24 protein-coding genes and 1 tRNA gene are annotated in these 26,153 nt (G+C 31.7%); 13 read left to right on the forward strand and 12 right to left on the reverse strand.

What is annotated here, in order from left to right; all coding sequences use genetic code 11:
• The first annotated feature begins 2 nt into the window (after positions 1 to 2).
• From ftsZ to ACJBCC_RS12580, 3 genes are all read left to right on the forward strand, one after another.
• The gene (ftsZ, locus tag ACJBCC_RS12570) at positions 3 to 1,973 is read left to right on the forward strand and encodes a cell division protein FtsZ (RefSeq protein ID WP_407557360.1); all 1,971 of its coding nucleotides are present in this window, start codon (positions 3 to 5) and stop codon (positions 1,971 to 1,973) included.
• Between the two features lie 149 nt (positions 1,974 to 2,122).
• A complete protein-coding gene (locus tag ACJBCC_RS12575) occupies positions 2,123 to 2,569 on the forward strand; it encodes a GatB/YqeY domain-containing protein (protein ID WP_299101876.1) in 447 nt (148 codons plus the stop codon).
• A 37-nt stretch (positions 2,570 to 2,606) separates the two neighbouring features.
• Positions 2,607 to 2,680: transfer RNA gene (locus ACJBCC_RS12580), tRNA-Arg, on the forward strand.
• A gap of 228 nt (positions 2,681 to 2,908) precedes the next feature.
• Here the strand turns inward: ACJBCC_RS12580 and ACJBCC_RS12585 are convergent.
• From ACJBCC_RS12585 to ACJBCC_RS12595, 3 genes are all read right to left on the reverse strand, one after another.
• Positions 2,909 to 3,784 carry an SdiA-regulated domain-containing protein gene (locus ACJBCC_RS12585; protein WP_299101875.1) on the reverse strand — a complete coding sequence of 292 codons (876 nt, stop codon included), beginning with the start codon at positions 3,782 to 3,784 and terminating at the stop codon, positions 2,909 to 2,911.
• A gap of 14 nt (positions 3,785 to 3,798) precedes the next feature.
• Positions 3,799 to 5,769 carry an FUSC family membrane protein gene (locus ACJBCC_RS12590; protein ID WP_407557361.1) on the reverse strand — a complete coding sequence of 657 codons (1,971 nt, stop codon included), beginning with the start codon at positions 5,767 to 5,769 and terminating at the stop codon, positions 3,799 to 3,801.
• Positions 5,770 to 6,098: 329 nt separating this feature from the next.
• Positions 6,099 to 7,688 (reverse strand): FMN-binding glutamate synthase family protein, encoded by a 1,590-nt coding sequence (locus ACJBCC_RS12595; protein WP_299101873.1) that lies wholly within the window; start codon positions 7,686 to 7,688, stop codon positions 6,099 to 6,101.
• 407 nt (positions 7,689 to 8,095) lie between these two features.
• On the opposite strand from ACJBCC_RS12595, the gene ACJBCC_RS12600 reads away from it, so the two are divergent.
• Positions 8,096 to 8,785 (forward strand): zinc-dependent peptidase, encoded by a 690-nt coding sequence (locus ACJBCC_RS12600; protein ID WP_299101871.1) that lies wholly within the window; start codon positions 8,096 to 8,098, stop codon positions 8,783 to 8,785.
• Between the two features lie 89 nt (positions 8,786 to 8,874).
• Here the strand turns inward: ACJBCC_RS12600 and ACJBCC_RS12605 are convergent, their stop codons facing one another.
• Positions 8,875 to 10,137 (reverse strand): T9SS type A sorting domain-containing protein, encoded by a 1,263-nt coding sequence (locus ACJBCC_RS12605; protein ID WP_407557362.1) that lies wholly within the window; start codon positions 10,135 to 10,137, stop codon positions 8,875 to 8,877.
• 140 nt (positions 10,138 to 10,277) lie between these two features.
• Here ACJBCC_RS12605 and ACJBCC_RS12610 point away from each other — a divergent pair, with 140 nt between their 5' ends.
• The 4 genes from ACJBCC_RS12610 (at position 10,278) to ACJBCC_RS12625 (ending at position 13,859) form a co-directional block, all read left to right on the forward strand.
• Positions 10,278 to 11,255, forward strand: a complete 978-nt coding sequence (locus ACJBCC_RS12610; protein WP_407557363.1) for a polyprenyl synthetase family protein — start codon at positions 10,278 to 10,280, stop codon at positions 11,253 to 11,255.
• Positions 11,256 to 11,387: 132 nt separating this feature from the next.
• Entirely contained in the window at positions 11,388 to 11,951 is a 564-nt protein-coding gene (locus ACJBCC_RS12615; RefSeq protein ID WP_299101867.1) for an RNA polymerase sigma factor, read from the forward strand.
• The gene (locus tag ACJBCC_RS12620; protein ID WP_407557364.1) at positions 11,938 to 12,729 is read left to right on the forward strand and encodes a hypothetical protein; all 792 of its coding nucleotides are present in this window, start codon (positions 11,938 to 11,940) and stop codon (positions 12,727 to 12,729) included. Before ACJBCC_RS12615 ends, ACJBCC_RS12620 begins: the two co-directional genes overlap by 14 nt.
• A 47-nt stretch (positions 12,730 to 12,776) precedes the next feature.
• Positions 12,777 to 13,859 (forward strand): hypothetical protein, encoded by a 1,083-nt coding sequence (locus ACJBCC_RS12625; RefSeq protein ID WP_407557365.1) that lies wholly within the window; start codon positions 12,777 to 12,779, stop codon positions 13,857 to 13,859.
• 60 nt (positions 13,860 to 13,919) lie between these two features.
• Here ACJBCC_RS12625 and ACJBCC_RS12630 read toward each other — a convergent pair whose 3' ends face one another.
• Together ACJBCC_RS12630 and ACJBCC_RS12635 are read right to left on the reverse strand one after the other, a co-directional pair.
• Positions 13,920 to 14,756, reverse strand: coding sequence for a metallophosphoesterase (locus ACJBCC_RS12630; RefSeq protein ID WP_407557366.1), 837 nt, complete (start codon positions 14,754 to 14,756; stop codon positions 13,920 to 13,922).
• Between the two features lie 95 nt (positions 14,757 to 14,851).
• Positions 14,852 to 15,973, reverse strand: a complete 1,122-nt coding sequence (locus tag ACJBCC_RS12635; protein WP_407557367.1) for a DUF748 domain-containing protein — start codon at positions 15,971 to 15,973, stop codon at positions 14,852 to 14,854.
• Between the two features lie 130 nt (positions 15,974 to 16,103).
• Here ACJBCC_RS12635 and dnaG point away from each other — a divergent pair, with 130 nt between their 5' ends.
• On the forward strand, positions 16,104 to 18,068 hold the full coding sequence (gene dnaG / locus ACJBCC_RS12640; protein WP_299101860.1) for a DNA primase: 1,965 nt from the start codon (positions 16,104 to 16,106) through the stop codon (positions 18,066 to 18,068).
• Positions 18,069 to 18,130: 62 nt separating this feature from the next.
• Here the strand turns inward: dnaG and ACJBCC_RS12645 are convergent, their stop codons facing one another.
• The gene (locus ACJBCC_RS12645) at positions 18,131 to 18,760 is read right to left on the reverse strand and encodes a response regulator transcription factor (RefSeq protein WP_299101857.1); all 630 of its coding nucleotides are present in this window, start codon (positions 18,758 to 18,760) and stop codon (positions 18,131 to 18,133) included.
• A gap of 137 nt (positions 18,761 to 18,897) precedes the next feature.
• The gene (gene nadE / locus ACJBCC_RS12650) at positions 18,898 to 19,686 is read right to left on the reverse strand and encodes an NAD(+) synthase (protein WP_299101856.1); all 789 of its coding nucleotides are present in this window, start codon (positions 19,684 to 19,686) and stop codon (positions 18,898 to 18,900) included.
• Between the two features lie 85 nt (positions 19,687 to 19,771).
• Here nadE and gldB point away from each other — a divergent pair, with 85 nt between their 5' ends.
• A complete protein-coding gene (gldB, locus tag ACJBCC_RS12655) occupies positions 19,772 to 20,731 on the forward strand; it encodes a gliding motility lipoprotein GldB (protein WP_407557368.1) in 960 nt (319 codons plus the stop codon).
• Positions 20,731 to 21,066, forward strand: a complete 336-nt coding sequence (gene gldC, locus ACJBCC_RS12660) for a gliding motility protein GldC (RefSeq protein ID WP_173280069.1) — start codon at positions 20,731 to 20,733, stop codon at positions 21,064 to 21,066. Before gldB ends, gldC begins: the two co-directional genes overlap by 1 nt.
• Positions 21,067 to 21,070: 4 nt before the next feature.
• Here gldC and ACJBCC_RS12665 read toward each other — a convergent pair whose 3' ends face one another.
• The 3 genes from ACJBCC_RS12665 to ACJBCC_RS12675 form a co-directional block, all read right to left on the reverse strand.
• On the reverse strand, positions 21,071 to 21,838 hold the full coding sequence (locus ACJBCC_RS12665) for a hypothetical protein (RefSeq protein ID WP_407557369.1): 768 nt from the start codon (positions 21,836 to 21,838) through the stop codon (positions 21,071 to 21,073).
• Positions 21,839 to 22,221: 383 nt separating this feature from the next.
• Entirely contained in the window at positions 22,222 to 23,214 is a 993-nt protein-coding gene (locus ACJBCC_RS12670; protein WP_407557370.1) for a hypothetical protein, read from the reverse strand.
• A gap of 293 nt (positions 23,215 to 23,507) precedes the next feature.
• Positions 23,508 to 24,266: a hypothetical protein gene (locus ACJBCC_RS12675; protein WP_299101852.1), complete on the reverse strand. Its 759-nt coding sequence runs from the start codon at positions 24,264 to 24,266 to the stop codon at positions 23,508 to 23,510.
• A gap of 229 nt (positions 24,267 to 24,495) precedes the next feature.
• Here ACJBCC_RS12675 and ACJBCC_RS12680 point away from each other — a divergent pair, with 229 nt between their 5' ends.
• Positions 24,496 to 25,119, forward strand: a complete 624-nt coding sequence (locus ACJBCC_RS12680; protein ID WP_299101851.1) for a DUF4230 domain-containing protein — start codon at positions 24,496 to 24,498, stop codon at positions 25,117 to 25,119.
• Here ACJBCC_RS12680 and ACJBCC_RS12685 read toward each other — a convergent pair.
• Positions 25,116 to 25,424: a rhodanese-like domain-containing protein gene (locus ACJBCC_RS12685; RefSeq protein ID WP_407557371.1), complete on the reverse strand. Its 309-nt coding sequence runs from the start codon at positions 25,422 to 25,424 to the stop codon at positions 25,116 to 25,118. The two genes, ACJBCC_RS12680 and ACJBCC_RS12685, sit on opposite strands and share 4 nt — an antisense overlap.
• 112 nt (positions 25,425 to 25,536) lie before the next feature.
• Between ACJBCC_RS12685 and ACJBCC_RS12690 the strand changes: the two genes are divergently transcribed.
• Positions 25,537 to 26,106: a TetR/AcrR family transcriptional regulator gene (locus tag ACJBCC_RS12690; protein WP_299101848.1), complete on the forward strand. Its 570-nt coding sequence runs from the start codon at positions 25,537 to 25,539 to the stop codon at positions 26,104 to 26,106.
• Positions 26,107 to 26,153: the final 47 nt, after the last annotated feature.

The following is a 26,153-nucleotide window of genomic DNA, read 5'->3' on the forward strand; positions in this document are numbered from 1 at the left end:
AAATGAGTAACAGCAACGAATTTGGAAACATTTCATTTGATTTGCCAAAACATCAATCTAATGTCATCAAGGTAATTGGTGTCGGAGGAGGTGGAAGCAACGCCATCAATCACATGTTTCAGCAAGGTATTAAAGGTGTTGATTTTGTAATCTGTAACACAGATTCACAAGCACTTCAAAACAGTGGAGTTCCTAACAAAATTCAATTAGGTGTAGCTTTAACAGAAGGATTAGGTGCAGGTGCCAACCCAGATGTTGGAGAAGAGGCAGCTATTGAAAGTTTAGAAGATATCCGTAGAATGTTAGATACTAATACTAAAATGGTATTTATCACTGCAGGAATGGGTGGAGGAACAGGAACAGGTGCTGCGCCAATTATTGCAAAAATGGCTAAAGAGTTAGATATTCTTACGGTCGGTATTGTAACAATGCCGTTTCAGTTTGAAGGAAAAATGCGTAATGCACAAGCACAACGTGGTATTGAGAAATTACGTTCTCATGTAGATTCTTTAGTGGTTATAAATAACAATAAGCTTCGTGAAGTCTATGGAAACCTTGGGTTTAAAGCTGGTTTCTCTAAAGCAGATGAAGTATTATCTACAGCATCTCGCGGAATAGCAGAAGTTATAACACATCACTACACACAGAATATTGATTTACGTGATGCTAAAACGGTATTAAGTAATAGTGGTACAGCAATAATGGGTTCTGCTACAGCGTCTGGACAAACCAGAGCACAAGAAGCTATTATGAGTGCTTTAGATTCGCCATTACTCAACGATAATAAAATCACAGGAGCTAAAAACGTATTGTTGCTAATCGTTTCTGGTTCTCAAGAAATTACAATTGATGAGATTGGAGAAATTAATGATCATATTCAAACTGAAGCTGGATTTGGAGCTAACATAATTATGGGTGTTGGTGAAGATGAAGAGTTACAAGAATCTATTTCTGTAACTATTATTGCTACGGGTTTTGATTTAGATCAGCAAAATGAAATTTCTAATACAGAGACTAAAAAAGTAATTCATGCGTTAGGGGAAACCACTGAAACCAATGTTCCAGACAAGGAGCCAGCAATTGTGACACCAGATATTGTTTTAGAAGTAGAAAAACCAGAACCAGTTGTTCGTCATACTTTAGAAGAAGATGTAGAGGAGGTTAAAGTTGTAACTAAAGTTGAAAATAATAGTGGTACTAACTTAATTGAAACTACAGATATTATTAAAAATATAAATGTTGTTTACGATGAGGTTTTAGATGCTAAACCAGAGATCATTGAGCCAGTAGCCGTAATTGAACAAGAACCAACAATAGAGCCAGAAGATTTTATTATTACGCCAATTGTAAACAAAGCGGAAAGAATAGAAGAAACCTCAGAAGAACAAATTACATTTTCTTTTGATTTGCCGTTAGCAAATAAAAAAACTGAAGTAGAAGCTGAAGAGCCAAAAGCTGAGGAAGAAAAAATGTTTTTTAGCTTAGAAGAAGAAGTAAAAGATATAGATGTTAAGGAGCCGGTTGAAGTTATTTCTGTAGCGGAAGTTAACGAGCAAGTTGAAAAGCGTTATGCTTTAGATGATTTTGAAACATTTGAATCGTCTATTAATACAAAAAACGAAGGAACCGAAGTAAAGGAGGAGATTGTTTTTGAGAAGAAAACGCTTCATATAAATGAGCCTAAAGAAATTACTGAGGAAGAGATTGATCCTATGAACAGTCCTATCTCAGATTTATTAATAGCTCGTGCTGATGATCGTAGAAGAAGTATGAAAGATTTCAACTATAAATTTAATAAAGCTAAAATAGATGAGATTGAAAAAGAACCTGCTTACAAAAGACAAGGTGTAAATTTAGAAGATGCGCAGCATTCTTCTGAAACTAAAGCTTCAAGAATGTCAGTAGGAACGGATGAAAATGACGATATTCAATTAAGAAGTAATAATTCATTTTTACACGATAACGTAGATTAATAGCAAATTGAGCTATTGTGTAGAAACACTAAAGTCAAGCCTAAAAAGTCCCTCAAACTTTTTGGGCTTTTTGTTTATTCACGCTTTTCTAAACGACCTTAAGCGAAAGTTTTTAGTATCTTTGAACTTCTTAAATAAAGAATAAAAATATGAGTTTACAAGTAGATATAATGACTGCGATGAAAGCAGCAATGAAGGAAAAAAATCAAACAGCTTTAGCTGCATTGAGAGCTGTAAAGTCAGAGATATTATTAGCTAAGACTTCCGGTTCTGAAGCTGAGTTATCAGAAGAAGACGAAATAAAAATCTTATCTAAATTAGTAAAACAAAGAAAGGATAGTGCTGCGATTTTTGCAGATCAAAACAGAAATGATTTAGCAGAGCCAGAATTGGCACAAGCAGAGGTTATAAGCCAGTTTTTACCAGAGCAACTATCTGAAGAGAAGATAACTGTTGAAGTAATGAAAACCATTGCTGCAGTTGGTGCAGAAGGCATGAAAGATATGGGAAAAGTTATGGGAATAGTAAATAAGAAATTAGCAGGACAAGCTGATGGGAAAACTATTTCTAATATTGTTAAAGCTAAGTTGTCTTAAAATACAAGAATAGGATTCCTGTTTTAACAGGAATTATGGCTGCGTAGTTCAACTGGATAGAATATCAGATTTCGGCTCTGAGGGTTGGAGGTTCGAATCCTCTCGCGGTCACGAATAAATCAAAAAGTTGCACGTCAAATCAAGCTCGCTTGAATTTGTAAGTGCAACTTTTTGATTTTCAAAGCGGAGCTAAAGAGGATGCGTAGCAATCCTTTATAACTTCGTTTTGTTTAAAAAAAAGACGTAGTATAAGCTCGCTTGAATTTGTAAGTGCAACTTTTTGATTTTCAAAACAAGTGTTTTAAGCGGCTTAAAAATCATATGAGGCTGCTTTACTATCTATTTCAGCTCAACCTCTAAAATATTAGCCTCTTCTTTATTGGCTTCGTTAGAAATAAATAAACGGCCATCAGTGCTAAAAGTTATACCTTCTGGTTGCGCAAATTTGTGTTTATCTAATTCAAAAACATCTTTTATTTCGCCTTCTGAATTAAGAATTAGAAGTTTCGGGTTTCTGCCATCTATTACATAGATATCCTTCGTTTTAGGGTGCACTGCAATATCAGAAGGACTTAATGTCTCACGAATTTTCTTTTTCTTAAAGTCTTCTAGAATGTTTGCTTTTAAATCAATATTAATGATAGGATTGGCGTCCATTTTTTTAGAGCTAAGCGGAATTTTGTAGATACTTTTAATATGTTTTTTTCCGAAGTCGTAATCTTTTGGTGTGATGAGTAATTGGTCATTCCCTCTATCTAAAGTTAAACTTTCCATGTTATTGTATTGTTTAAAAGAGGTTGCAATTTTAGAGGTTTCAAGATTTTCTGAATCATAATTTTTAACTTCATATATTAATCCATCACTTCTTAGAATGTAAGCGTCATTATCATTTATGGCAATAGCTTCATAATCACCTTTACCAGCAAATTTTATTTCTTTTGTAATAGTTTGTTCTTTAGTGTTGTAAATGAAAACTGTACCAGATTCGTCTTCAACACAAGCAAACATATTAGAGCTAAGCCATACAATACCACTAATTTCGTTAAGCGATTTAGGGAGTTTATATGTGTTTTTAATTGTGTAATTTGAAGATGATTTGTTCTCAACCTTTGTGAGGTTGTTTTTAGACTTCTCAGATATTTTATCTTTATATGTAATAGAAGCAAAGTAAGACAATACAATTACTATAGCAGATAGTATAAGTGCTGATTTCATGGTTTTCATAGTTTTTAATGTGAAAATTTAAAAGTTAGCTTTAGCATTTTTTTACTTAAGGAATGTAGCCAGTAAAGTTGTTCCCAAACCAAGTGGGCTTCTTTATGAGTACTTTCGTTACCTAATTGAATGGCGCCTTCATTAGTAATTTGATTAACGGGAAATATAAAAGGCTCTGGTTTAAAAGTTACTAAATTTTGTTTAAAATCTTCAAAATTAATTTCCTTTAGATGCGAGCAAGCTTTATCTAGGTTATGGTTTATTTTTTCTGAAATAATTTTAAAATCCTCAGAGGCTTTAGCAGTACTATTATTTTGGAAAAATGTACTTAACGATGCTAGTGATGCTAAAAAGCTATGGTTTATTACTACAAGTTGGTAAATATCATCAATATGGTTTTGTTTAGACTCTGGCTCTTGAGCCATACGTTGGAAAGCAGAACTCAAATTAGACATTTGCAAAAAAGCTTCCTTTCTATTAATTTTTAAGCTTGTAGGAATTGGGCCTTTATTAATATAAAATTTACTGATTGATTTAAAGAACTCTGTGTTTCCTTTTACACTGTCTTTTATATGGTCTCCTATCTCCATGAAAGACCATGCAGGCCAAAGCCAACGCATTGCAGTATAGGAAATAACTGCGCCTATTAAAGTATCAATAACTCTAAATTTAATAACGCTGATAATGTTAGGTTCTAAGATGCCATAAATTAATATAACACTTAATGTTATGAATGTAGCGGCTGCTTTATAATTCTTTTGAATCATTGAAAAAGCTACAACAATAGATAATACGCCAAGACCACCAAATACATATGGACCGCTAATTACAAAAACTAAACCTGTAGCTATTACTGCACCAATAAGTGTTCCAATAATTCGGTCTTTAGATCGCTCCTTGGTTAGTCCATAACTTGGTCGCATTATAACAATAATGGTAAGAATGATCCAGTATGGATTTTGAAAATCGAAGAACAAGCCAATAGCATAGCCTAGCATAACGGCTACAGCTAATCTTAGGGAGTGTTTAAAAATTGTAGATTTAAAACTTAAGTTTCTTAAGATTATTTTTGGATTGTAATCTCTAGATACAATAAAACGTTTAAGCTTATCATTTTTTATAAAATCATCAGAAGTTAAAACAGGATTACCTAAAAGCCATTTTATCTTTTTAATTTTTTCGAATTGCTTTTTCTGATAATCTAAATAATTCTGTAGCATCAAATAACGCTCGTAGGCCTCAACATCATTTTCATTTTTAAACTTTGAAATATTAAGGTCTAAACTTTTTAAATAATCAGATAGTATTTTATTTGATGAAAATTGTTTTGACTTATTAAGGTTTTTAGAAATATTTCTAAGTTGTTCAGAAAGTCTAGAAATGATATTCTGAAAATCATTCTTAAACATAGGATGCTCTTCAAAGAAATCATCCATTTTATCGTAATTAACAGGATTTGCAATGGCCGTTTCTAAAATGTCTATAAGCTGCCCAAAAACAAGCAAACGCCTACTTTGGTAATTAGATTTCCCTGAGCTTTTTCTTGATAGTATTAGAATTTCACGTAATGTTTCGTGATGCTCTATAAGTTCACTTTGTAAATTTAAAAGTTGAACTTGTAAGTCGCTTCTGTTAGGCTGTTCGCCAATTAACTGTTTTCTAATATCTAAAAAATCTGCAGTGAGAGTAAAGATTTCTGTTAGGATTTCTTCGGTTTGAGCTTTGGGATTAATATAAAACCAAATTGTAGATAATATTAAATACCATAAACCTCCAGCACCAATTAATAATGCGTATTGGTAGACTTCTAATGTCTCCAAGGTGTGTGCAAAACTTAAAACAAGAGCGAGTAAACCAGAGAAACTAATTAAAGATGCCCTAAAACCATAAATTGATATAAAGGCTATGCAAAATGTTAATGTGCCTAAAACCGGAAAGAGTAGGTAATTAGAAATATTAAGATATCCACCAATAAAACTTATCAAAACAACAATTAATGAAGAATATAAAATACCAATTTGTGTATGTCTTAAGTTGCCACTAATGTCGCTTGGAGAGCACCAAAATGCACCGAAGCATATGGCAAGTCCAATTTCTAGTTGATCTACAACGATACCTAAAACAATTGGCGTTGTTACGGCAACACTAATTAATACAGCTTTTGAGAAGTTAGTGCTTTTAAAGAATTCAAGTAATTCTTTGATGTGTTTTGATATAAAATTTATAATTAGATGTATAATTTTCTGGTTCTATGTAAAGATACGATTTGAAAAAGGACACCATGCTTATTAACTATAAAATGCTATAAGTTTAACTATTTCATCATTCTTGTAAGCTGAAAGAATTTTTTGTAATCGTCTGGTATGGTATCAATATTTAGTAATGAACCTTTTTCCATAGGAGGATAAATATCATGATAGGTTTGTACATTATATAGGCCAACTCTTTTGCTAATATGATCTCTTGTAAGCTCTCCTGGATTGTTCAATCCAGCAGCAGCAACAAGTTCTAGGAAACTTTGAATTGTAGCTTCATGATAACGTTTTGCTCGAGGTGCTTTATCTTCTACTACTAAGCCTTTTACTAAGGATGCGTTTTGCGTTGCCACACCAACGGGACATGTATTAGTGTTACATTGTAAAGCTTGAATACATCCAATAGATAACATCATAGCACGTGCGCTGTTACAACCGTCTGCTCCTAAAGCTATCGCTCGAGCCATATGGAAACCAGTAATTATTTTTCCGGCAACAATGACTTTTATATCTTTTCTTAAGTCGAAGCCAATCAAAGTATCATGAACAAAAATTAAACCCTCTCTTAATGGCATTCCCATAGAGTTGGAGAATTCTACTGGCGCGGCACCTGTGCCACCTTCTCCGCCATCTACGCTGATAAAATCTGGTTGAATGCCAGTGTGTATCATAGCCTCACAAAAATCCATAAACTCTTGTTTTCTCCCTAAGCATAACTTAAAACCTATTGGTTTTCCATCAGATAATTCTCTTAGTTTCTTTATAAAATACATAAACTGTATAGGGTCGGAAAAAGCAGAATGAGATGGTGGAGAATGCACTGCAACGCCAGGTTTTACATGTCTTATTTTAGCAATCTCTTCAGTGTTTTTAGAAGCTGGTAAAATACCACCATGACCGGGTTTTGCACCTTGAGATAATTTTATTTCTATCATTTTAACCTCAGGTCTTAACGCGTTTTCTCTAAAGGTAACTTCGTTAAACGTACCGTCTTCTTTCCTACAACCAAAATATCCTGTTCCTACTTGCCAAATCAAATCACCACCATTTTCTAAATGATAATTACTAATTCCACCTTCGCCAGTATTATGTGCAAAATTTCCCATTTTTGCACCTTTGTTTAAAGCCAAAACGGCATTTTTACTAAGTGAGCCAAAACTCATTGCTGATATGTTTAATAAGCTAGATGAGTAAGGTTGTTTACAATCTTTACCTCCAATAATTAATCTAGGAAACTCACCAATATTCTTCGGGTTTTGCTTTGCATACATAGAATGTTCTAGCCATTCGTAACCAGAATGATATAAATCCATTTGCGTACCAAAAGGCTCAGTGTCATTTTCGCCTTTTGCTCTTCGGTAAATTAAAGATCTAAGTATTCTATTTAGTGGTCTTCCTTGAGTATCTGTTTCCACAAAATATTGCATAATTTCTGGTCGAATAGACTCTAATAGATATCTAAATCTTCCTAATAAAGGAAAATTACGTCTAATGGTGTGTGAGGTTTGCATGATATCAAAAAGACCCATAATAATCAATGGTCCTACTAATAAGAATGCCCATAAAATCGGTTGCCAAATAAAAGCAAAGCCAACAATTGCTAAAACAATAATTACAGAAATGATTAAAAATTGTTCACGTACCTTCATAGAAAATAATATTAGAAAAAATTAGGAAATTATGCTGTCTTAAGAATTCTGACGTAAATATAATAATTATACCACATTAGTAACACGCTCTAATCTTATTAAAGCTATAATAGTTGGTTTATTGCTAATTTGTTTTGATGCGTTTAATTCTGAAAAATTATTGTCTAAATTAAAAATGAAAGTTAGAATAGTTTCCTTATTTTCAACTTTACCTTATTTAATTAAAAATTCGATATTGAATGTTGCTACAAACAGAGCAAGAAATTTTAGAAAGACAATTAATATCCAAATATTTGATTCCAATAGGGATTGTGATAATTGTCCTTTTTATACTTTATAGATTGTTTAAAATTCTTCAAGTATTATATGCCTCTCGTTTTAGTAAGCCCTTGTTTACGCACCTTTATGTGAAGCGGAATATATTAAACGAAACACAGCAAGCTATATTAAAAAAGGAGTATGAGTTTTACAATAAGTTAAAAGATAGTCAGCAACTACATTTTGAACATAGAGTAGCTGTTTTTATAAATGAAAATAAATTTATAGGAAAACAAGAACTTGTAGTAACAGATCATATGAAAGTTATCGTTGCTGCTACAGCTACCATGTTAACTTTTGGTTTTAAAAAGCATAGATTAGATTTAATTGATACAGTTATTATTTACCCAAAGGTTTATTATTCTAGTATTAATGAAGCTTATCACAAAGGGGAGACTAATCCAAAAATGAAAGCTATTGTTTTTTCTTGGGAAGATTTTAATCATGGTTATAAGATAGGAAATGACAACCTAAATCTTGGTATTCATGAATTTGGTCACGCGATACACTTAAATGCTAAAACAAGCAAGGATATAAGTAGTCATATATTTAATAAAGGATTTAATGAGCTTATAACCTATCTGCAAAGTAATGAGAATGTAAGAAAAAACCTTCTAGCATCTAAATACTTTAGAACTTACGCATTTACCAATCATTTTGAATTTTTTGCAGTTCTCCTCGAAAATTTTATTGAGACACCAAATGAATTTAGATCTCAGTTTCCAGAGTTATATAGATACATGAGGCAAATGCTGAATTTTAAGTTTGCTGGTTACTAATATTTAGTAATACTTTTTAATTAATAAGTAATTCTAGAGAATAAAAAAAGCGGCTAATGCCGCTTTTTATGTTTTAAAACTAAAAATAATTAGTCTTTAGTTACTCTTACTGTTTGAGTATTCTCTCCTGAAGTAATTTTCACTAAATATAATCCTTGTGATAAGTCAGACATATCAATTGAAGAATTAGTGATTTCATTTTTAGTATAACTTGCAACACTTTGACCTAATAGGTTAAAAACAGTAACGCTATCAACATCTTGTGACGATTTAATGTTTAATAAACCAGAAGTAGGATTAGGGTAAACACCAAAAGTTTCGTTTGTATTGAAGTTATCTTCAACGCCAAGAACTGTGTCAGTTGTGAAACTCCAAACTGAGGTTCCAGTGGTAGTTCCAATACAATTAGTTACATCAATACTCCAAAAATAAGTAGTGTTAACAGCTAAACCTGTAATTGTTCCGCCATTAGGGAAATTTTCTAGTGGAGTTGTTGGAGGGTTAGATGTACCAATATTTAAAGTATAACTTTCGCTATCGCTTCCTGAGTCAGTCCAGCTAAAATCATAAGTTCCGTCTGGTGCTTCAATCGCAACAGCAGTAGCTCCATCTGCAGGAGAAGGTGCTGTTGCTGGTACACTTGGTGCAGCTGTTTCAGTACAGGCTTCCGTTGTAAATGACCAAGTTGCGCAACCGGTAGCTGCTGCAAAACAATTTGTTGGTACCACTTGCCATGTATATGCTGTTCCATAGTCAAAACCAGTAAAGGTAACTCCAGATTCTCGTGATCCTTGAGAAAAGTTATTTATAAATAATTCATAAGATTCCGCGTCTGGATCTGTATTCCACTCAAAAGTTACAGCACCTCCAGTACCTACAGTTGCAGATGGATCTGCATCTACAGGTGAAATTTCAGTAACACAATTTGGTGCAACAGTGTAACTACAAACACATGAAGTACATTGTATTGTAGTAACTGTATTCCCTGAGTTTTGAGTGCCACAGGCAGCGTCTAAATGCCAAAAAATTGTAATTCCAGTTACACCAAATCCAGCGGTAAATGAAACACTACCAGCTCCGTGGCCTATGACTGTACCATCAGAAGTATTTGTAACAGTAATATACATTGAAGGTGTAGCGGTAACTGTATAGTCTGAACCAACTTGAACTCCTTCAATTACTGAAAATTCGGCGTTAGGCCAATTATTAGATGCGATAGCTTCTTCACCTCCTGTATTAGCTAAAGTAACAGCTGATGCTGGCCATTGACCACCAGTACTTGTAGTACATTGACCATATGATATTGTGGCGAATGCTAAACAAAAAATAAATAATAAGGTAATTTTTTTCATGTGTTAAAAATTTTGGATTAATGCTATAAAGTTACAAATATTTGTGAGCCATAAATGTTAAAGTTACATTATTGAATTTTTCGCAATAAAGAATAGTCATTATTTGTAGTTTTGTGAATTAAGTCATCATTTATAGATAAATGAAAATAACCGAACAAATAAAACAACCTATTGCCTACGAGATGGATCTTTTTGAACAAAAGTTTCAACTCTCCATGGCAAGTAAAGTTGCACTTCTTAATCGGATTACACATTATATAGTTAACAGAAAAGGAAAACAAATGCGACCTATGTTTGTTTTTTTAGTTGCTAAAATGATGAATAATGGTGAGGTAAGTGAACGTACTTATAGAGGCGCTTCGGTTATTGAGTTAATTCATACAGCGACGTTAGTCCACGATGATGTTGTAGATGATAGTAATAGAAGACGTGGTTTTTTCTCTATTAATGCACTTTGGAAAAATAAGATAGCGGTTTTAATTGGAGATTTTCTGCTGTCTAAAGGATTGTTGTTGTCAATTGACAATAATGATTTTGATTTACTTAAGATTATTTCTGTCGCAGTACGTGAGATGAGTGAAGGTGAATTATTGCAGATAGAAAAAGCCAGACAGTTAGATATTACAGAGGATATATATTATGAAATAATAAGGCAAAAAACAGCAACTTTAATTGCAGCTTGTTGTAGTCTTGGTGCTGCCTCTGTTAAGCCTAACACTCCAGAAGTGGAAACTATGAGAAAGTTTGGTGAGTTAATAGGTATGGCTTTTCAAATTAAAGATGATTTATTTGATTATGGCCAAGAAGCGATTGGTAAACCAACTGGTATTGATATTAAGGAGCAGAAAATGACACTACCTTTAATATATGTCTTAAACAACTGCACTAAAAAAGAGAAATCGTGGTTGATTAATTCGGTAAAAAATCATAACAAAGATAAACAACGAGTTAAGCAAGTTGTCACTTTTGTAAAAGAAAATGGTGGACTTGATTATGCGGTTTCTAAAATGAAAATGTTTCAAGTGGAAGCGTTATCCTTATTAGCAACTTACCCAGAATCTCCATACAGAGCATCTCTAAAGCTCATGGTGGATTATGTTATTGATAGAAAAAAATAATATAGAATACTGTAAAACAGCATATTAAAAATTAATTTAATTTTTTTTTACTCTCCAGGCAACCCTTGGATAAAGAATTGCGTCTTTATAAATAGAAAGGCATCTGTAAACAATCAGTACTTATTACAATCAATGAAAGTTATTCAGCTTCATAAAAACGAAAAGAAACTTATAGAACGTGCAGCGAAACAAAATCGTGAAGCACAGCATGTCTTATATGAGTTGCATGCGCCAAAAATGTTAAGTGTATGTAGGTATTATATAAAAGATGTACATCAGGCAGAAGAAGTAATGCTAAATGGTTTTTTTAAAGTATTTAAATACTTAAAATCATTTAAAAATGAAGGAAGCTTTGAAGGTTGGATAAGGCGAATAATGGTTCGCGAATCTATTTCGTATTTAAGACAGAAAAAGAAAATAGAGTTTGCGGTAGAAGATGATTACTTAGAACATGATTCTTCAAATAACATCAATTCAAATATAGAAGTTGCAGAAATACAACAAGTAATAGATAGTTTGCCAGAAGGTTACAGAATGGTATTTGTAATGTATGCGATAGAAGGGTACAAGCATCAAGAAATAGCAGAATTACTAAAGATTTCTGAAGGAACGTCAAAATCGCAATTGTTTAAAGCACGTCAAATGCTACAGAAAAAAATTAAAGAATTAAATAACAACAGTTATGGCTCCAATTAAATTTGAAGAAAACATAAAAGATAAGTTAGAAAAAAGAATCTTATCGCCATCACAAGATGGTTGGTCTAAATTATCTGATCGATTGGATGAAGACCAAAAAAAATCAAAAAAACCATTGTATTGGTGGTTAAGTATTGCTGCAAGCTTATTGCTTATGACGGCAATTGCGGTTCAGTTTTTTAATACAGTAGATTCAGATAAAAATCTTCCACAATTTGTAAATGAAGACAATAATGAAGTTGAAATAAATAAAAGTGAAATTCAGCCAAATAAAAACGCTATTGAATTAGTTGAGCACGAAAAAGTTGTAGAGGTAAAACTAGAAAAATCAGAAATATTACCAGAGCTAAACAACTCAAATCATAATGATTTTAAGAAGGTAACAAAAGGCCAAGCTACAATTGATTCTAAACTCGCGTCTCATGACAATAGCGAAGAAACTGAAAGTGTCACTGTAAAAAATAAGGTGATTAAAAAAGAAGAACAGAATATTATAGATAATGCTATGTTGAAAGAGGCTCTAGCTGTGGCAATGCAAGAATTAAAAAGTGAACAGCCTGAAGTAAGTGATAGAGAAATAGATTCCTTATTAAAAGTAGCAAGTAAAGAACTATTTAAAGAAAATATTAAAAGTGAATCCATTAAGGTTACAGATGCGGAAGCCTTATTAATAAGTGTAGAGGATGAAATGGGGCAATCTTTTAGAACAAAAGTCTTTGAAGCTTTAAAGGATAGTTATAATACAGTAAAAACAGCAGTTGCAGATCGAAACAACTAAAATCATCAAATCAAAATAAATCATCATTAATCAAAAAACGAACAGTCATGAACACAATTACAAAGCTATTAGTATGCCTAATTTTAAGCATTACAATATCACATTTACAAGCACAAACAAAGGATTTAGATTCTATTAGAAAGGAAAAAATAGATTACAAAATTGTTAAATTAGAAGAAGAAAGGTCTCAAATTGAAGCACAAGAAAAAGGAGCTTTAAAGTTAAAAATTCAAAAAATCAATGATAGGTTAGATGCCGATGAAATCACAGCTGCAGAAGCTGAAAACCTAAAGAAAGAAGCTGCAAAGGTAGCTGTGCTAAATATTGAAAACAGAACGGTTATTATAGATAAGCAAATTGCTTTACTAAAGCGTAATGGCTATGATGCTTATCAATATAGAAGCGACGATGACGAGAAGGTAGAATTAAACATTGGATCTAATGGTTTGCATATCAATATAGGGTCTGAGGATAAAGCTCCTAAGTACGATCTTAGAACCACTAATAAATTACTTTTTGCTATAGGCTTCAATAACACATTAATTGATGGCGAAAATTTAGACGATTCTCCATATAAGATTGGAGGTTCTGGTTTTGTAGAGTTGGGTTGGCTATGGCAAACACGTCTTTTTAAAGACTCTAACTTTATGAGAGTGAATTATGGGTTTTCATTTCAATGGAACAAATTGAATATGAAGGATAATCAATATTTTGTACAATCAGAAGATGTAACGTCATTACAAGAATTTCCAGTAGATCTCGATAAAGCACAATTTAGAGTAACTAATTTAGTGTTTCCGCTTCACTTAGAATTTGGACCATCTAAAAAAAGAGAATATGAGAATAAAATAAGGTATACGACGGAAAACCAATTTAAATTCGGGATTGGTGGTTATGGAGGTTTAAGGCTTGGTACATTGCAAAAACTGAAGTATAAAGAGAATGGAGATCGTGTTAAGGATAAAATCAGAAAAAATTATAACACTTCTAATTTTGTATATGGTTTAAGTGCATATGTAGGTTATGATGATATATCACTTTACGTAAAATATGATCTAAATCCATTATTTAAAGACCAAGCAATAGACCAGAATAATATTTCTGTTGGGTTGCGTTTTGATTTAGATTAACCAATCAATTTAGTTGAGATAAAAAGCCTAAATCTATTATTAGATTTGGGCTTTTTATTTTTACTGCTGAATTTGATTAATAGGTTTAAGATGAACAAACTTATGTTCAATTGTATCTCCCGAAACTTCCCATTGCCTAAATCCTAGTGGTCTATCATCTAGATTTTTACTTGTAGCTTCACCACTTACTAGTTGAATGTTCTCATAATTATTGATGGTTAACTTATGTGTATGACCAGATAAATATGCTGCAACATTATTGTTCTTAAACAATTCTAATATTTCTTTCCTTTTATCCACAGGTAAATTAAAATAATGTTCTTCTTCGTTAGGTGTCTCTGTAAACAAAGGATAATGACCAATTACAAATACAGAATGTTGTTCTTTTTTATGACTTTCAAGTTTATTTTTAAACCAGTTGTAATGCTTTTCAGATTCATTTTCAACATCTACTTTAAGTAGTTGGGTATTTATAACAACAAAAGCATTGTTTTTGTGTTTAAAATCATAGTAATCTTTGCCAATAGTATTTCTGTAAAAACGAAGTGTTGAGTCATTAGGGATATTACCAACATCATGATTGCCAGCAGCTACATAACAAGGTGTTTTTAATTCTTTCATTATGTCTTTAAATTCAACATAGCTACTGTCAGCAGCGTCGTTAACAAGATCACCACAAATGACTACAAAATCATGGTTTAATTCATTTATTTGAGATACAGCTTGTTTAAAAGTGGCAATATCATGTTCATAACCACCCATTCCTAACTGTGTATCGCATAATTGAATGAAAGAAAAGGGTTCAGCCCTTTTTGTTGTGCAAGAAATGTAGATTAATGATAGGCTTACAGCGGCAAAATAAAGCCTAAGAGAAGTTGCGTTGTATTTAAATTTCATTCTATTTAAGTTCAAAATATGAAGTTAAAGTTATATAATATGAATGTGATAATACATTAATTTATATTGGTTTTTATAAATTAAACCATCTTACGTTAATTCTTGGCGTCTAAAGCATCTTTATATTCAATATCATCATCAACAACACCTTTAAAGGCTTTTATCCAGGCATTTTCTAAAATGTTAAGGACACTAGGTAGAACTCCTGTTTTAATTTGAGTAAGATCGCCTTCAATAGGTATTTTTGTGGCTAAGGTATCAGTCTTTTGATTCTTTAAAATGAATTTAAAAAAACCAACAAAACCTTCCCACAAAATGCTAAGAAAACTGTCCTCTTTACTTATTAGGTTAGAATCGGTTACTAATGGTTTCATATAGCCTTTTAGATAACCATCTGCAATAGCCATTTCACTAAAAAGCTCAAATGTTCCAGATTTAAAATCAATGCCTGCGTAATGTTTTGTAAACGGATTTAAAGCAGTAACATCAGCTCCTTTTAGGCCAAATTCAATATTCATATCTGGTATTTCTTTAATAAGATTAATATTGCCATCTAAAGTGACCATTCCATTTCCAATAGAAGTCGCGGTTGCATAAATGGGAGAAGGTAAAGTGTGCTCTTTAGAAGATACGTTTCTCAAATTTTTTGCAGTTAAATTTAATTTGTTGAAATGTAAATCAATATTAGGATCTGCCTGCAATTCTACAAACGCCATCTTTCCGTTATGAATTTCAAAATTATTAATATCAATAGGTACTAAGTCGGTTAAGGCTTCTGTCCAATCATCAGAATCTGCAGTTTTTCCTTCTGTTTGTTGATCTTCCATAACATATATAATTTCAGGATTGGTCATGATTATCTCACTCACAATTTTACCTTTAAATATTGATTTCCACTGTATAGATATGTCTGTTTTGGGGAAATTAAGAAAAGGCACTTCTGTTTTAGCATTAACCTTATTAAGATATAAGTCCTCAATAACATAAGCACCTCGTAATAGTGAAATGTCTATATCTTTAACTTTACCAAAATATCCAGGAAGATCAGCCAAGACTTTATTAACTTCATCTTTAACAAAATAGGGCAAATAAATTCTTAAGGCTATTAGAGTAGTAATTATAATTATAGGAATTGTATATTTCTTTTTCTTATATATTTTACGTTTGTTATGAGAGTCTGAAGACTTCGTTTTAGTGTTTTCCGCGGCATTATTCATATTTTAAATATAGTAAATAGATGTATGTTCCTAGTTTCAATTATCTATTGTTTAACATATGAGCGGTTACAGTTTGATTAATTATCAATTTATCTTCTTAAATTTGCAGACTATTTAATACCCAAGATATTTGATTTCACAAAGTTCCATAGCACAAGTTTTTGAAACCGCTCGCGTAGAAGAGGTTATTGGCGATTTTGTACAATTAAAAAAATCTGGTAGTAATTTTAAAGGGCTAAGTCCTTTTAGTGAAGAGCGTTCACCAAGTTTTATGGTTTCACCTGTAAAACAAATATGGAAAGATTTTTCGAGTGGAAAAGGAGGGAATGCTGTGACTTTTTTAATGGAACATGAGCATTTTACATATCCTGAAGCTATAAAGTATTTAGCAAAAAAGTATAATATTGAAATTGAAGAAACAGAACAAACTGACGAGGAAAAAGCGCAGGCTGATACCAGAGAAAGTTTGTATTTGGTAAGTGAATATGCCAACACTTATTTTCAAAAAGTATTACATAATAGTAATCAAGGTAAGGCAATTGGCTTGAGTTATTTTAAAGAGCGTGGCTTTACAGAAGAAACGATTAAAAAGTTTCAATTAGGATATTCGTTAGATGAGTGGCAAGCCTTTACTGATGATGCTTTAGGAAAAGGTTATAATATCAATTTTTTAGAGCAAACAGGTTTAACTATTGTAAAGGGCGAAAAGCGTTTCGATAGATTTAAAGGTAGAGTTATGTTTCCTATTCATAGTATGAGTGGAAGAATTCTAGGCTTTGGAGGACGTATTTTAGTGGCCGATAAAAAAGCAGCTAAATATCTTAACTCTCCTGAAAGTGAAATATATCACAAAAGTAAAGTTTTGTATGGTTTGTATCACGCCAAACAGAGTATTGCTAAAGAAGATAATTGTTATTTGGTAGAAGGTTATACCGATGTTATTCAATTTCATCAAACCGGAATTACCAATGTGGTTTCCTCTTCTGGAACTGCTTTGTCTTCAGATCAAATAAGGCTAATTAATAGACTTACTAATAATATTACAGTACTATTTGATGGAGATGCAGCAGGTATAAGAGCTTCCATTCGTGGTATAGATTTAATTCTAGAACAAGGTGTTAATGTAAAAGTATGCACATTTCCAGACGGTGAAGATCCTGACAGTTTTTCAAAATCAAATACATTAGAAGAACTTACGGAATACCTCAATGCAAATGCAAAGGATTTTATTCAGTTTAAAGCGTCATTATTGGTAAAAGAAGCGAACAATGATCCTATTAAGAAAGCAGAGACTATTAGAGAAATTGTAAATAGTATTGCACTTATACCAGACCAGATAAAGCGTGAAATCTATATACAAGAGTGTGCTCGAATTATGGATATAAGTGAAACTGTACTTTTTAGTACGTTAGCACAGATAAATAAAAAAGAGACTCAAGACGCTAGTAAGAGTCATAAGCAAGAACAACAAGCATTTCAGGTTGTGAAAAATGAACAAAAGCCTAAGCAAAAGGTAGATGTTCAGTTTGAGTTAGAACGTAAAATTATTGAAATTCTGATGTTGTATGGTGAAAGAACCGAACAATTTGAGGACTTAATATTAAAGGAAGATGAGGCTTCAGGAGATTTAGTTTTAGAGCCTACTCAACACGAAACAAGAGTGTTCGAAAAAATATATCTAGACCTTCAAGAAGATGAAATGCAATTTTCTAACCCTCAGTTTAAGGCTTTATATTATTCTATTATTGATAAGTTGAATGTTGATGAAAATTTTTCAACTAAAAACTTTGTAAACCAACTCGATCAAGAAGCTGCAAGTTTAGTTACAAGCATTTTAATGGAAGATGAAAGATATAATCTACACGATTGGGAGCGTAATCAAATTGTGCCTAAAGAAAAGAAGGATGCAGTTTCTCAACTGGTAAGTCAAACGATCTTAAGTTTAAGATGTCATCTTATAGATCAAAAAGTGGCAGAATATAAAAATGAAACATTAAACGAAAACGCGGATACGAGATCCATTATAGAAGATGTTAAAGATTACGTAGGTCTTAAGATGTTATTGTCTCGTAAGTTGGGTAAAGTTGTTGGCTAAAAACATAAAAAAAATGCCACGTAAAGTTACATGACATCTGTTATTTCTATTATTATTATTATCTAAGCTAAATTATGGTGTTTAGCTTGGTGAATTAAGTCTACAATGTTGGTTACATTAAGTTTTTTAAACAAGCGTGCTTTATAAGTACTTACTGTTTTTTCATTGATATCTAATTCTTGCGCAATTTCCTTATTCTTACGACCAATGGATAATAGTTTTAAAACTTCTACCTCTCGTGTTGATAGTTTTTTAAACATTCTACTTCTGCTTTTTCTGGTGTCTTCATAACGAAGGTGCTTATCCATTTTTTCACTAAGTGAAGTCTCACCAGCATGAATTTTTCGGACAGCAGTTTCTATAGCTTCGACTTCAGCAGTTTTATTTAAATAACCAGATGCACCTGCTTTTAGTGTGCTTATGGCGTAAATTTCTTCGGGTTGGTGGCTAAACATTAATACATTTACAGACTTGTATTCTTTTTTTATAGCTCTAAGTGCAGTTATTCCATTAAGTTCTGGAAGATCTACTTCAGATATAATAACATCTACTTTATTACGTCTAACAAATTCAAATATTTCAATTCCGCTTTCTAAACTTCCTATTACTTTAAGGTCTGGCTTGCTGTTAAGATATAGCTCTAATCCCTTGCGTATAATGGGATGATTATCAACTAGTAAAATATGTATCATTACTATTGTATTTTATTTGGTTGGTTAGGATTATTAATAATTTAATAGGCTATAATCAATACAATGTGTAGATTCAATTAGGTAAAAATAGTGAAAAATTGATTAATTTCACTATTTAGTATATTAAAACGCAAAATTTATTTTAAATTATTAGGGATTTCGCAAACTGGTATGGCGACCATTTTATGTTTGTTAGAGTTATTATATCTAGAAAAGATTTCATAAACTTCTCGTTGTCTTCCTTCAAAATCATTTGCTGATTTTCCTTCGTCTTTCATTTGCATTGCCCATTCTAATTCTGGGTAAGAAGCTCCAATTTGATCTTCATCACTTCGTGCATCACCAAATAATCCATCACTAGGCGCTGCATTCATTATAGATTCTGGCACTTTTAGATAGGATCCAATTTCATATACTTCAGACTTTAATAAATCTGCAATCGGACTTAAGTCAACTCCACCATCTCCATATTTAGTATAAAACCCAACACCAAAATCTTCAACTTTGTTCCCTGTGCCTGCAACTAAAAGACCTAAAAGACCAGCGTGATAATACAACGTAGTCATTCTTAAACGCGCTCGCGTATTTGCTAAAGCCATATTTACAATTGCTTCCTTACCATCTAAATTTACTTCTGTTTTGAATTCTTCAAACACAGGTGTTAAGTCTACTCGTGCATCTTTAACGTTAGGAAAACGCGCTTTTAATTGAGCAATATGCTCTTGTGCTCTTGTAACGTGGCTAGCGGCTTGGTGAATTGGCATTTCAATACAGAGAAGATCTAAACCTGTTTTTGCACAAAGAGTTGAGGTTACGGCAGAATCAATTCCGCCCGAAATTCCTATTACAAAACCATTAACACCAGCTTTAGTGGCATAGTCTTTTAACCAATCTACAATATGATTTACAATCTTTTCTGTCTGCATAATTTTTGAGTTTTTATAACAAAGAAGTGTACCTTTGCACAACAAAAATAACGCAAACGTGTTAGGATTAAAAATGTTTTATAAAATGCAGATAAGATTTTTTATAATATTAGTGATAGGATTAGTTATATGGTCTTGTGAAGAGGAGTCTAAACTAGAAAAACAAATTGCTGAGATTGATATAGATTTTTACGTTGAACGTTTTGATAAAGCGTTTTTTGAGGCTGAGCCTAAAGATCTTCAAAAATTAAAAGAGGCTTACCCATTTTTTTTTATAAGTGATCCGGATTCTTTCTGGATTGAAAAAATGAATGATAGTTTACAAAATGAATTACTAGGCGAAGTACAAGAGAAATTTCCAGATGTCAATACGGCTACAAAAGAGTTAGAAGGCTTATTTCAGCATCTAAAATATTATGATAAAACCTTTAAGGCTCCTAGAGTTATAACTTTAACTAACGATGTAGCTTACAGAGATAAAACCTTTGTTAACGATTCTATTGTTCTTATCGCATTAGATAATTATTTAGGAGCTAGTCATCCATTTTATCAAAATATACCAATGTATATCGCTGCCAATATGAAAGAAGATCAGATTATCTCTGATGTAGCAAATGGGTATGCATCAAAATATAATTTTCAAACTAGGCGAAGTACGCTGTTAGATGAGATGATTTACTTTGGTAAGTTGTTATACTTTAAAGACGTAATGATTCCGTTTAAAACTGACGCTGAAAAAATAGGATATTCTGAAGCGCAGTTAAAATGGGCAGAAGCAAATGAAAGCCAGATATGGAGTTATTTTGTAGAAAAAGAATTCCTTTATAGTACAAACAGTAAATTGCCAAGTCGCTTTGTTGGTGATGCACCATTTACAAAATTTGGGCTAGAATTAGATAATGATTCGCCTGGACGATTAGGTCAGTATTTAGGTTGGCAAATTGTTAAAGCTTATGCTGAAAAAGTAGAGGATGATGTGTTAAAAATAATGCAAACTGAACCTGAAGAAATATTTAGAAACGCAAATTTTAAACCAAAAAAGTAATGTCTAAAGTTATAAAATCTAAGATAGTATTAAACGTAGAACTTGATGAAAACCGTGTGCCAGAAAAATTAAACTGGTCTGCACAAGATGGTGGTGTTAATAATGAAGAAGCTAAAGCATTAATGTTATCTGTTTGGGATAGTAATGCGCAAGAAACTCTAAAAATAGACTTATGGACAAAGGATATGCCTGTAGATGAAATGAAATTGTTTTTTCATCAAACATTAGTCACAATGAGTGATACGTTTTTAAGAGCCACTCAAGATGAAAAAATGACTGCAACAATGAAAGATTTTTGTGATTATTTTGCTGAGAAATTAGAGTTAAAAAAATAGTAGACTATTTGCTGTCTAGCTCATTTACTTCTTTGTAATAAGGCTCTGTATTGTAGCTGTCTGATGCTGTTGTAGAATAATTGTTTTTGTTTGCTCTTCTATGTTTTAAAAACTTGGAAGAATCAAACACTTTCCAAACTATCAACTCATTTAAGCGACCTGTTTTAGTTTTTTTATCTATTTCAATTTTTCTAATCATTTGGTCAATAGCTGCTTGATCTCCAAATTTTTCGGTTTTAAGTGTGTTTTGACCCGTATTGATTTTGTATTCTATCCAATAAAGTGCTGTGGATTGCTTTCTTTTTACTTCAACTGTTCTAACAGCTTTTTTTCCTGCTACTGCCAAATCAGATTTTTTAGTTATCGTTTCTCTGTTTAAAAGTTGAGAGGGTGTAGGTTTTTTTTCTTCCTGCTTTACAACATTAGCTATAATATCCTGTTTGGGTAATTTAAACTCTTCGTTTCTTACTAAAGTAAGTACAATGAGTTTATCTCTAAGAAGTGTTTCAATTATATACTGACCTACTGGCAAATCTGTTATAGCGATTTTGGCTTCTTTTTTTCTAACTCTAACGACCCTTTCAAAATCATCGTTAAAGAAAACGACTTCGAATATGGTACGATCACATTTTAAAATAAGACTATCGTTAGTTTTATTTAGTTCGTGTTTTAGCTCTAAAGCTCTAGAATTTTTATTTTGGAATAACGTGGATTTTTGACCATAAACAAAAGAAGTCAAAAGCAAATACACGAGTGTAATTTGTAGTCGCATAATAAAGTAGGTTTTTTGTTTTTGGGAACAATTTAATAGCAAAAAGTAATTAGGGATTACTCACTTAGCTAGTGTAAAATTAAAGTATTATACTAACCTAATTTTAGATAAATGGACACATTACTTATTTTATTGTTGAGTTGTATTCACTATCGACGTAGTGCAAAAAAAAGGTATTAAAGTTAATTTTTTTATTAATGCGTTTGTTTGGTTTAAGTTGTTTAATTTCAGATGATTAAGTGGGTTTTGTTGAGGTGTGATTATCTCATGGAGATTCACTAAGCTAGTCCGTTAGAGTGATTGGATTAATTGTAAAAAAAATCTCAGATTAATTACTAATCTGAGATTTATATATTACGTTTTATGTATTTAAGTTATGAAAATTACAAATTATCCGGATCGTTTACTTGCTTGTAATAAGGTTCTAGATTGAAGCTTTCCGATGGTAATGTTGTAAAGTTCGATTTATTGTTCTTTTTGTGATTTACAAATTGTGGAGGATCATAAACCGTCCAGATAATAAGTTCATTTAATCGTCCGGCTTTAGTTTTCTTATCAATCTCTATTTTTCTAATCATACGATCAACCGTATCTTGATCTCCTAATTTTTGTATTTTTTGAGAGCTCTGTCCATTGTTAATTCTATATTCTACCCAATATGTACTCTCAATTCTATTAGCTCTCGCAGCATCGACTTCTCTGGTAGATCTTTTAGATGAAGTACTAGCGGTTTGTTTTTCAGATTTAAATAATGATAAACTACTTTCCGTTGGATCTTTAGGTTTGGTATAAGTTACCTTTCTTTTTAGCCTTGGTTTTTTTACTTTTTCTGGCTCAGACTTTTTACCTGCAACCGCTAAATCTGTCTTTTTTATATGATTCTCACTGCTGGTTAGTTCTTCCATCGGTTGAGTCTCTTCAATTGCAGCAACTTTAATTTCTTCTTTTTCTGGAGTCTTAATTGGGACTTCAACACTCGCTACAGCTTCCTTTTTTTGTTTGGTTCCAAATAAATCAGAGCTATCCGTTATAAGAGCTTTAGGAGGAGGTGTTCCAAAAGATTCATTTCTTAATAGAGTCATTACTATTAACTTGTCACTTAGCAAGGCTTCTACAATATATCTTCCAACAGGGACATCAGCGATAGGTATAACGGCTTCATTATCTCTAACTTTAATAACACGTTCAAAATCATCGTTGAATATAACAATTTCGTATACTGTTCGCTCACATTTTAATATGAGACTATCTCCAGTTTTGTTAAGGTTGTGTTTAAGTTCTTGCGCTCTTACATTTACATTTTGATATAATGTAGATTTTTGGGCATAAACTAATGATGCCAAAAGTAAGAACACTGTTGTGTAAAGTGTTTTCATGTCTAAGTAGGTTTTTGCTTTGGGGAAACAATATTACCAATGTAACTACAAATATGTACAATTCATCGGTATAAACAAAGATATTTGCTTTTATTTTGGTAATTTCTATAAATCAGTTAGCCTACTTTAATCTTAGTTAATGTGTAAAGATCTTCGATAAACAACACAAAAAACGGCATGAAAAGTAAATGTTTTAATATTAACTGTCTTGATTACTAGAGGTTTAAAAATTGTGATATTTGAAAAGTCAAAAACTTAAAAACCTTAAATTATTCCAAAAATTATCTTATAAACTATAAATCTTGAGATTTTAGATTTGTCGTATAATACGGTGTAGAATTAAAAACATCCGTAGTTGAAGTATATACAAAGTTTGGATTAGAGGCTTGGTTTTCCATAAATTCACTAGTATCATATACTTCCCAAATGGTTAACTCGTTAAGTTTGCCACAATCACTTTTTAGTTCTACCTTATGTTTTAATATCATTCTATCCACTGATTCTTGGTCTGCTAATTTCATAGTTTTACTCGATCCTATCTTATTATTTACATGAGATATTATCCAATAAAATTTAGAACTATTAGTTCTGTTTTGTTTTATTTTGCCACGAGTAAGAATATATGAAATACTATTTTTTGGTGATGATTTTATAATATTTAAACTCTCATCTAACATCATACCTTTACCTTCTGCTGGTTCATTTACATCCGTTTGAGGGTTGTCATTATAGTTCTCATGTCTAATCAAATCCATAAGAATAATTTTATCTGCTAACTTAGCTTCTATAACAAATTTTCCCTGTGGAAATTCTTTCAGTGATATTTTGGTCTTAAGGTCATCAACGATTACTTTTTTTTCAAAATCTTCATTAAAAAACTCTACATTTAGAATCTTGTTATTACATTCTAAAATTAAACTGTCTTTGGTATGATTTAAACTATGCTTTAACTCTTTTGCTTTAGGATGTGTGTTTTTTATTAACTTGAAGTCTTGGCCGTAGCTAGTTAAAGTCGTAAATAGGATAAGTAGTGTGCTTATATTTTTAAACATAATAGTCACTTTTTAGATTAGAGGGCTTTCTTTAAGTATTCTGTTTTAATAGAAATACTATCTTATTCTGTGTCTAAGTTAAAACCAGAAGAAAGAAACTTTTAAATTTTAGTGATATGTTGCATTTTTTTTAGTTAACCCACACACGTTTACGACATAAGGCAAAAAAACAAGATTTAATAATAATTAATTTTACAGTATTAAATATGTAAAATGTATAAAATAACCTATGAAAAAAATAGTATTTGGTATCATTATCGCAATAATTGTCATTTTTACTTTTAAATATTGTGATGATAAAAATGAAGATAAAATTGTAATTGAAGAGCACAGTGCTTTAATCCAAGAACAAATAAAAAACGTAGGTAAATTAGTTGTAACCGAAGGGCATTTTTCTGAAGTGTTTAGCTACAAAAATTCTAAAGCTATTTTTGGAGACTATCTTTCTGCAGATAAAAAAGCATTAGTCGTGGTAAACGCAGATGTTACTGTGACTTATGATTTGAGTAAAATTGAATACAATATTGATGAAACAACTAAAACGCTTCAAATCTTAAATATCCCAAAAGAAGAAATAAAAATTAGTCCAGATTTTGAGTATTACGATATCCAAGCCGATTATCTCAATCCATTTGAAGCCAAAGACTATAATAAGATTAAGGAAACGGTTAGTAAATCTTTAATGAAAAAGATTGAAGCTTCAGATTTAAAAGCTAACGCTCAAAATCGATTAATCAGTGAGCTTTCTAAATTTTTTATGTTAACGAACTCTTTAGGTTGGACATTGCAGTACAATGAAAATCCCGTTAACGATTTAATTCAGCTCGAAAATTTAGAAGACATATTAAATTAACCTAGCTTGCGCTGTAAGCTACTTAGTCCACCACCATTTATAGCATCAATTCCGTTAGATTTTAAAATATTAGCTGCATTAGCAGAGCGCATGCCACTTGCACAATGCGCAATAACAGGTTTATTTAATTTTTTAATTTCATTAATTCTATTTGCTAATTCTTGAACCGGAATATGAATAGCATTTTCTATATGTCCACCATTATATTCACTTTTTGTTCTCACATCTAATATTACAGCGCCTTTTTCAATATATTCTGCAACATTGTTAGTCGATTTTCCAAATAAAGCATTAAATATTCCCATAGTATATAATTTTTGTCAAAAGTCTAAAAAGAAATTAGACCAATGCGTAACCAAAGTTACATTATATAATAGTTACATAAAAATCTTCTTATTTTAGTGGTTTAGATAACAGATGAAATCAGAAACAAGACAAGAAGAAATCATAAGAGTGGCTGCCAAATTATTTAAGGAAAAAGGTTACAGTGCCGTAACCATGAGAGATTTGGCAAAAGTGATGGGTATCAAAGCGGCAAGTTTATATAATCATATAAAATCTAAGCAAGATATTTTAAAGACCATAATAATTTCTCTTGCTGAAGAATTTACTGAAGGAATGCAGTTAATTCAGTCTTCTAATGATAATTGTATAGACAAACTAAATAAAATTATTGAACTACACGTAAAAATTTCTAGCCAAAATATTTATGGAATGGCATCACTTAATAATGATTGGATGCATTTAGAAGAAAAGTTAGGTTATTATCAAAAATTGCGCTCGGATTATGAGAATGATTTTAGAAGTATACTTAATGCTGGCATTGCTTCGGGAGAGATCGTAAATGTAAAACCAGATGTAATGATGTTTTCTATACTAACAACCTTACGATCACTTTACATTTGGATTCCTAAAAAGGATGATATTGACCTTAATGACTTAACAAATACCTTAAGCCATATCTTGATTAATGGCATTAACAAATAATTTAGATTATATTTTATAACTTTGTCATGTTAACTAACAACTGTTAG

The sequence above is a fragment of the Winogradskyella sp. 4-2091 genome (genome assembly GCF_045765065.1).
Lineage (GTDB): Bacteria > Bacteroidota > Bacteroidia > Flavobacteriales > Flavobacteriaceae > Winogradskyella.

Excerpts from the sequence above, each read along its gene's own strand:
- ACJBCC_RS12670 (WP_407557370.1), bottom strand. The coding sequence starts at position 23,214 with ATGAAAACACTTTACACAACAGTGTTCTTACTTTTGGCATCATTAGTT.
- ACJBCC_RS12615 (WP_299101867.1), top strand. The coding sequence starts at position 11,388 with ATGAAAGTTATTCAGCTTCATAAAAACGAAAAGAAACTTATAGAACGT.
- ACJBCC_RS12645 (WP_299101857.1), bottom strand. The coding sequence starts at position 18,760 with ATGATACATATTTTACTAGTTGATAATCATCCCATTATACGCAAGGGA.
- ACJBCC_RS12630 (WP_407557366.1), bottom strand. The coding sequence starts at position 14,756 with ATGAAATTTAAATACAACGCAACTTCTCTTAGGCTTTATTTTGCCGCT.
- ACJBCC_RS12620 (WP_407557364.1), top strand. The coding sequence starts at position 11,938 with ATGGCTCCAATTAAATTTGAAGAAAACATAAAAGATAAGTTAGAAAAA.
- ACJBCC_RS12675 (WP_299101852.1), bottom strand. The coding sequence starts at position 24,266 with ATGTTTAAAAATATAAGCACACTACTTATCCTATTTACGACTTTAACT.
- ACJBCC_RS12635 (WP_407557367.1), bottom strand. The coding sequence starts at position 15,973 with ATGAATAATGCCGCGGAAAACACTAAAACGAAGTCTTCAGACTCTCAT.
- ACJBCC_RS12575 (WP_299101876.1), top strand. The coding sequence starts at position 2,123 with ATGAGTTTACAAGTAGATATAATGACTGCGATGAAAGCAGCAATGAAG.
- nadE (WP_299101856.1), bottom strand. The coding sequence starts at position 19,686 with ATGCAGACAGAAAAGATTGTAAATCATATTGTAGATTGGTTAAAAGAC.
- ACJBCC_RS12680 (WP_299101851.1), top strand. The coding sequence starts at position 24,496 with ATGAAAAAAATAGTATTTGGTATCATTATCGCAATAATTGTCATTTTT.
- ACJBCC_RS12610 (WP_407557363.1), top strand. The coding sequence starts at position 10,278 with ATGAAAATAACCGAACAAATAAAACAACCTATTGCCTACGAGATGGAT.
- ACJBCC_RS12605 (WP_407557362.1), bottom strand. The coding sequence starts at position 10,137 with ATGAAAAAAATTACCTTATTATTTATTTTTTGTTTAGCATTCGCCACA.
- gldC (WP_173280069.1), top strand. The coding sequence starts at position 20,731 with ATGTCTAAAGTTATAAAATCTAAGATAGTATTAAACGTAGAACTTGAT.
- ACJBCC_RS12595 (WP_299101873.1), bottom strand. The coding sequence starts at position 7,688 with ATGAAGGTACGTGAACAATTTTTAATCATTTCTGTAATTATTGTTTTA.
- ftsZ (WP_407557360.1), top strand. The coding sequence starts at position 3 with ATGAGTAACAGCAACGAATTTGGAAACATTTCATTTGATTTGCCAAAA.
- ACJBCC_RS12690 (WP_299101848.1), top strand. The coding sequence starts at position 25,537 with ATGAAATCAGAAACAAGACAAGAAGAAATCATAAGAGTGGCTGCCAAA.
- ACJBCC_RS12585 (WP_299101875.1), bottom strand. The coding sequence starts at position 3,784 with ATGAAATCAGCACTTATACTATCTGCTATAGTAATTGTATTGTCTTAC.
- ACJBCC_RS12625 (WP_407557365.1), top strand. The coding sequence starts at position 12,777 with ATGAACACAATTACAAAGCTATTAGTATGCCTAATTTTAAGCATTACA.
- gldB (WP_407557368.1), top strand. The coding sequence starts at position 19,772 with ATGCAGATAAGATTTTTTATAATATTAGTGATAGGATTAGTTATATGG.
- ACJBCC_RS12685 (WP_407557371.1), bottom strand. The coding sequence starts at position 25,424 with ATGGGAATATTTAATGCTTTATTTGGAAAATCGACTAACAATGTTGCA.
- ACJBCC_RS12665 (WP_407557369.1), bottom strand. The coding sequence starts at position 21,838 with ATGCGACTACAAATTACACTCGTGTATTTGCTTTTGACTTCTTTTGTT.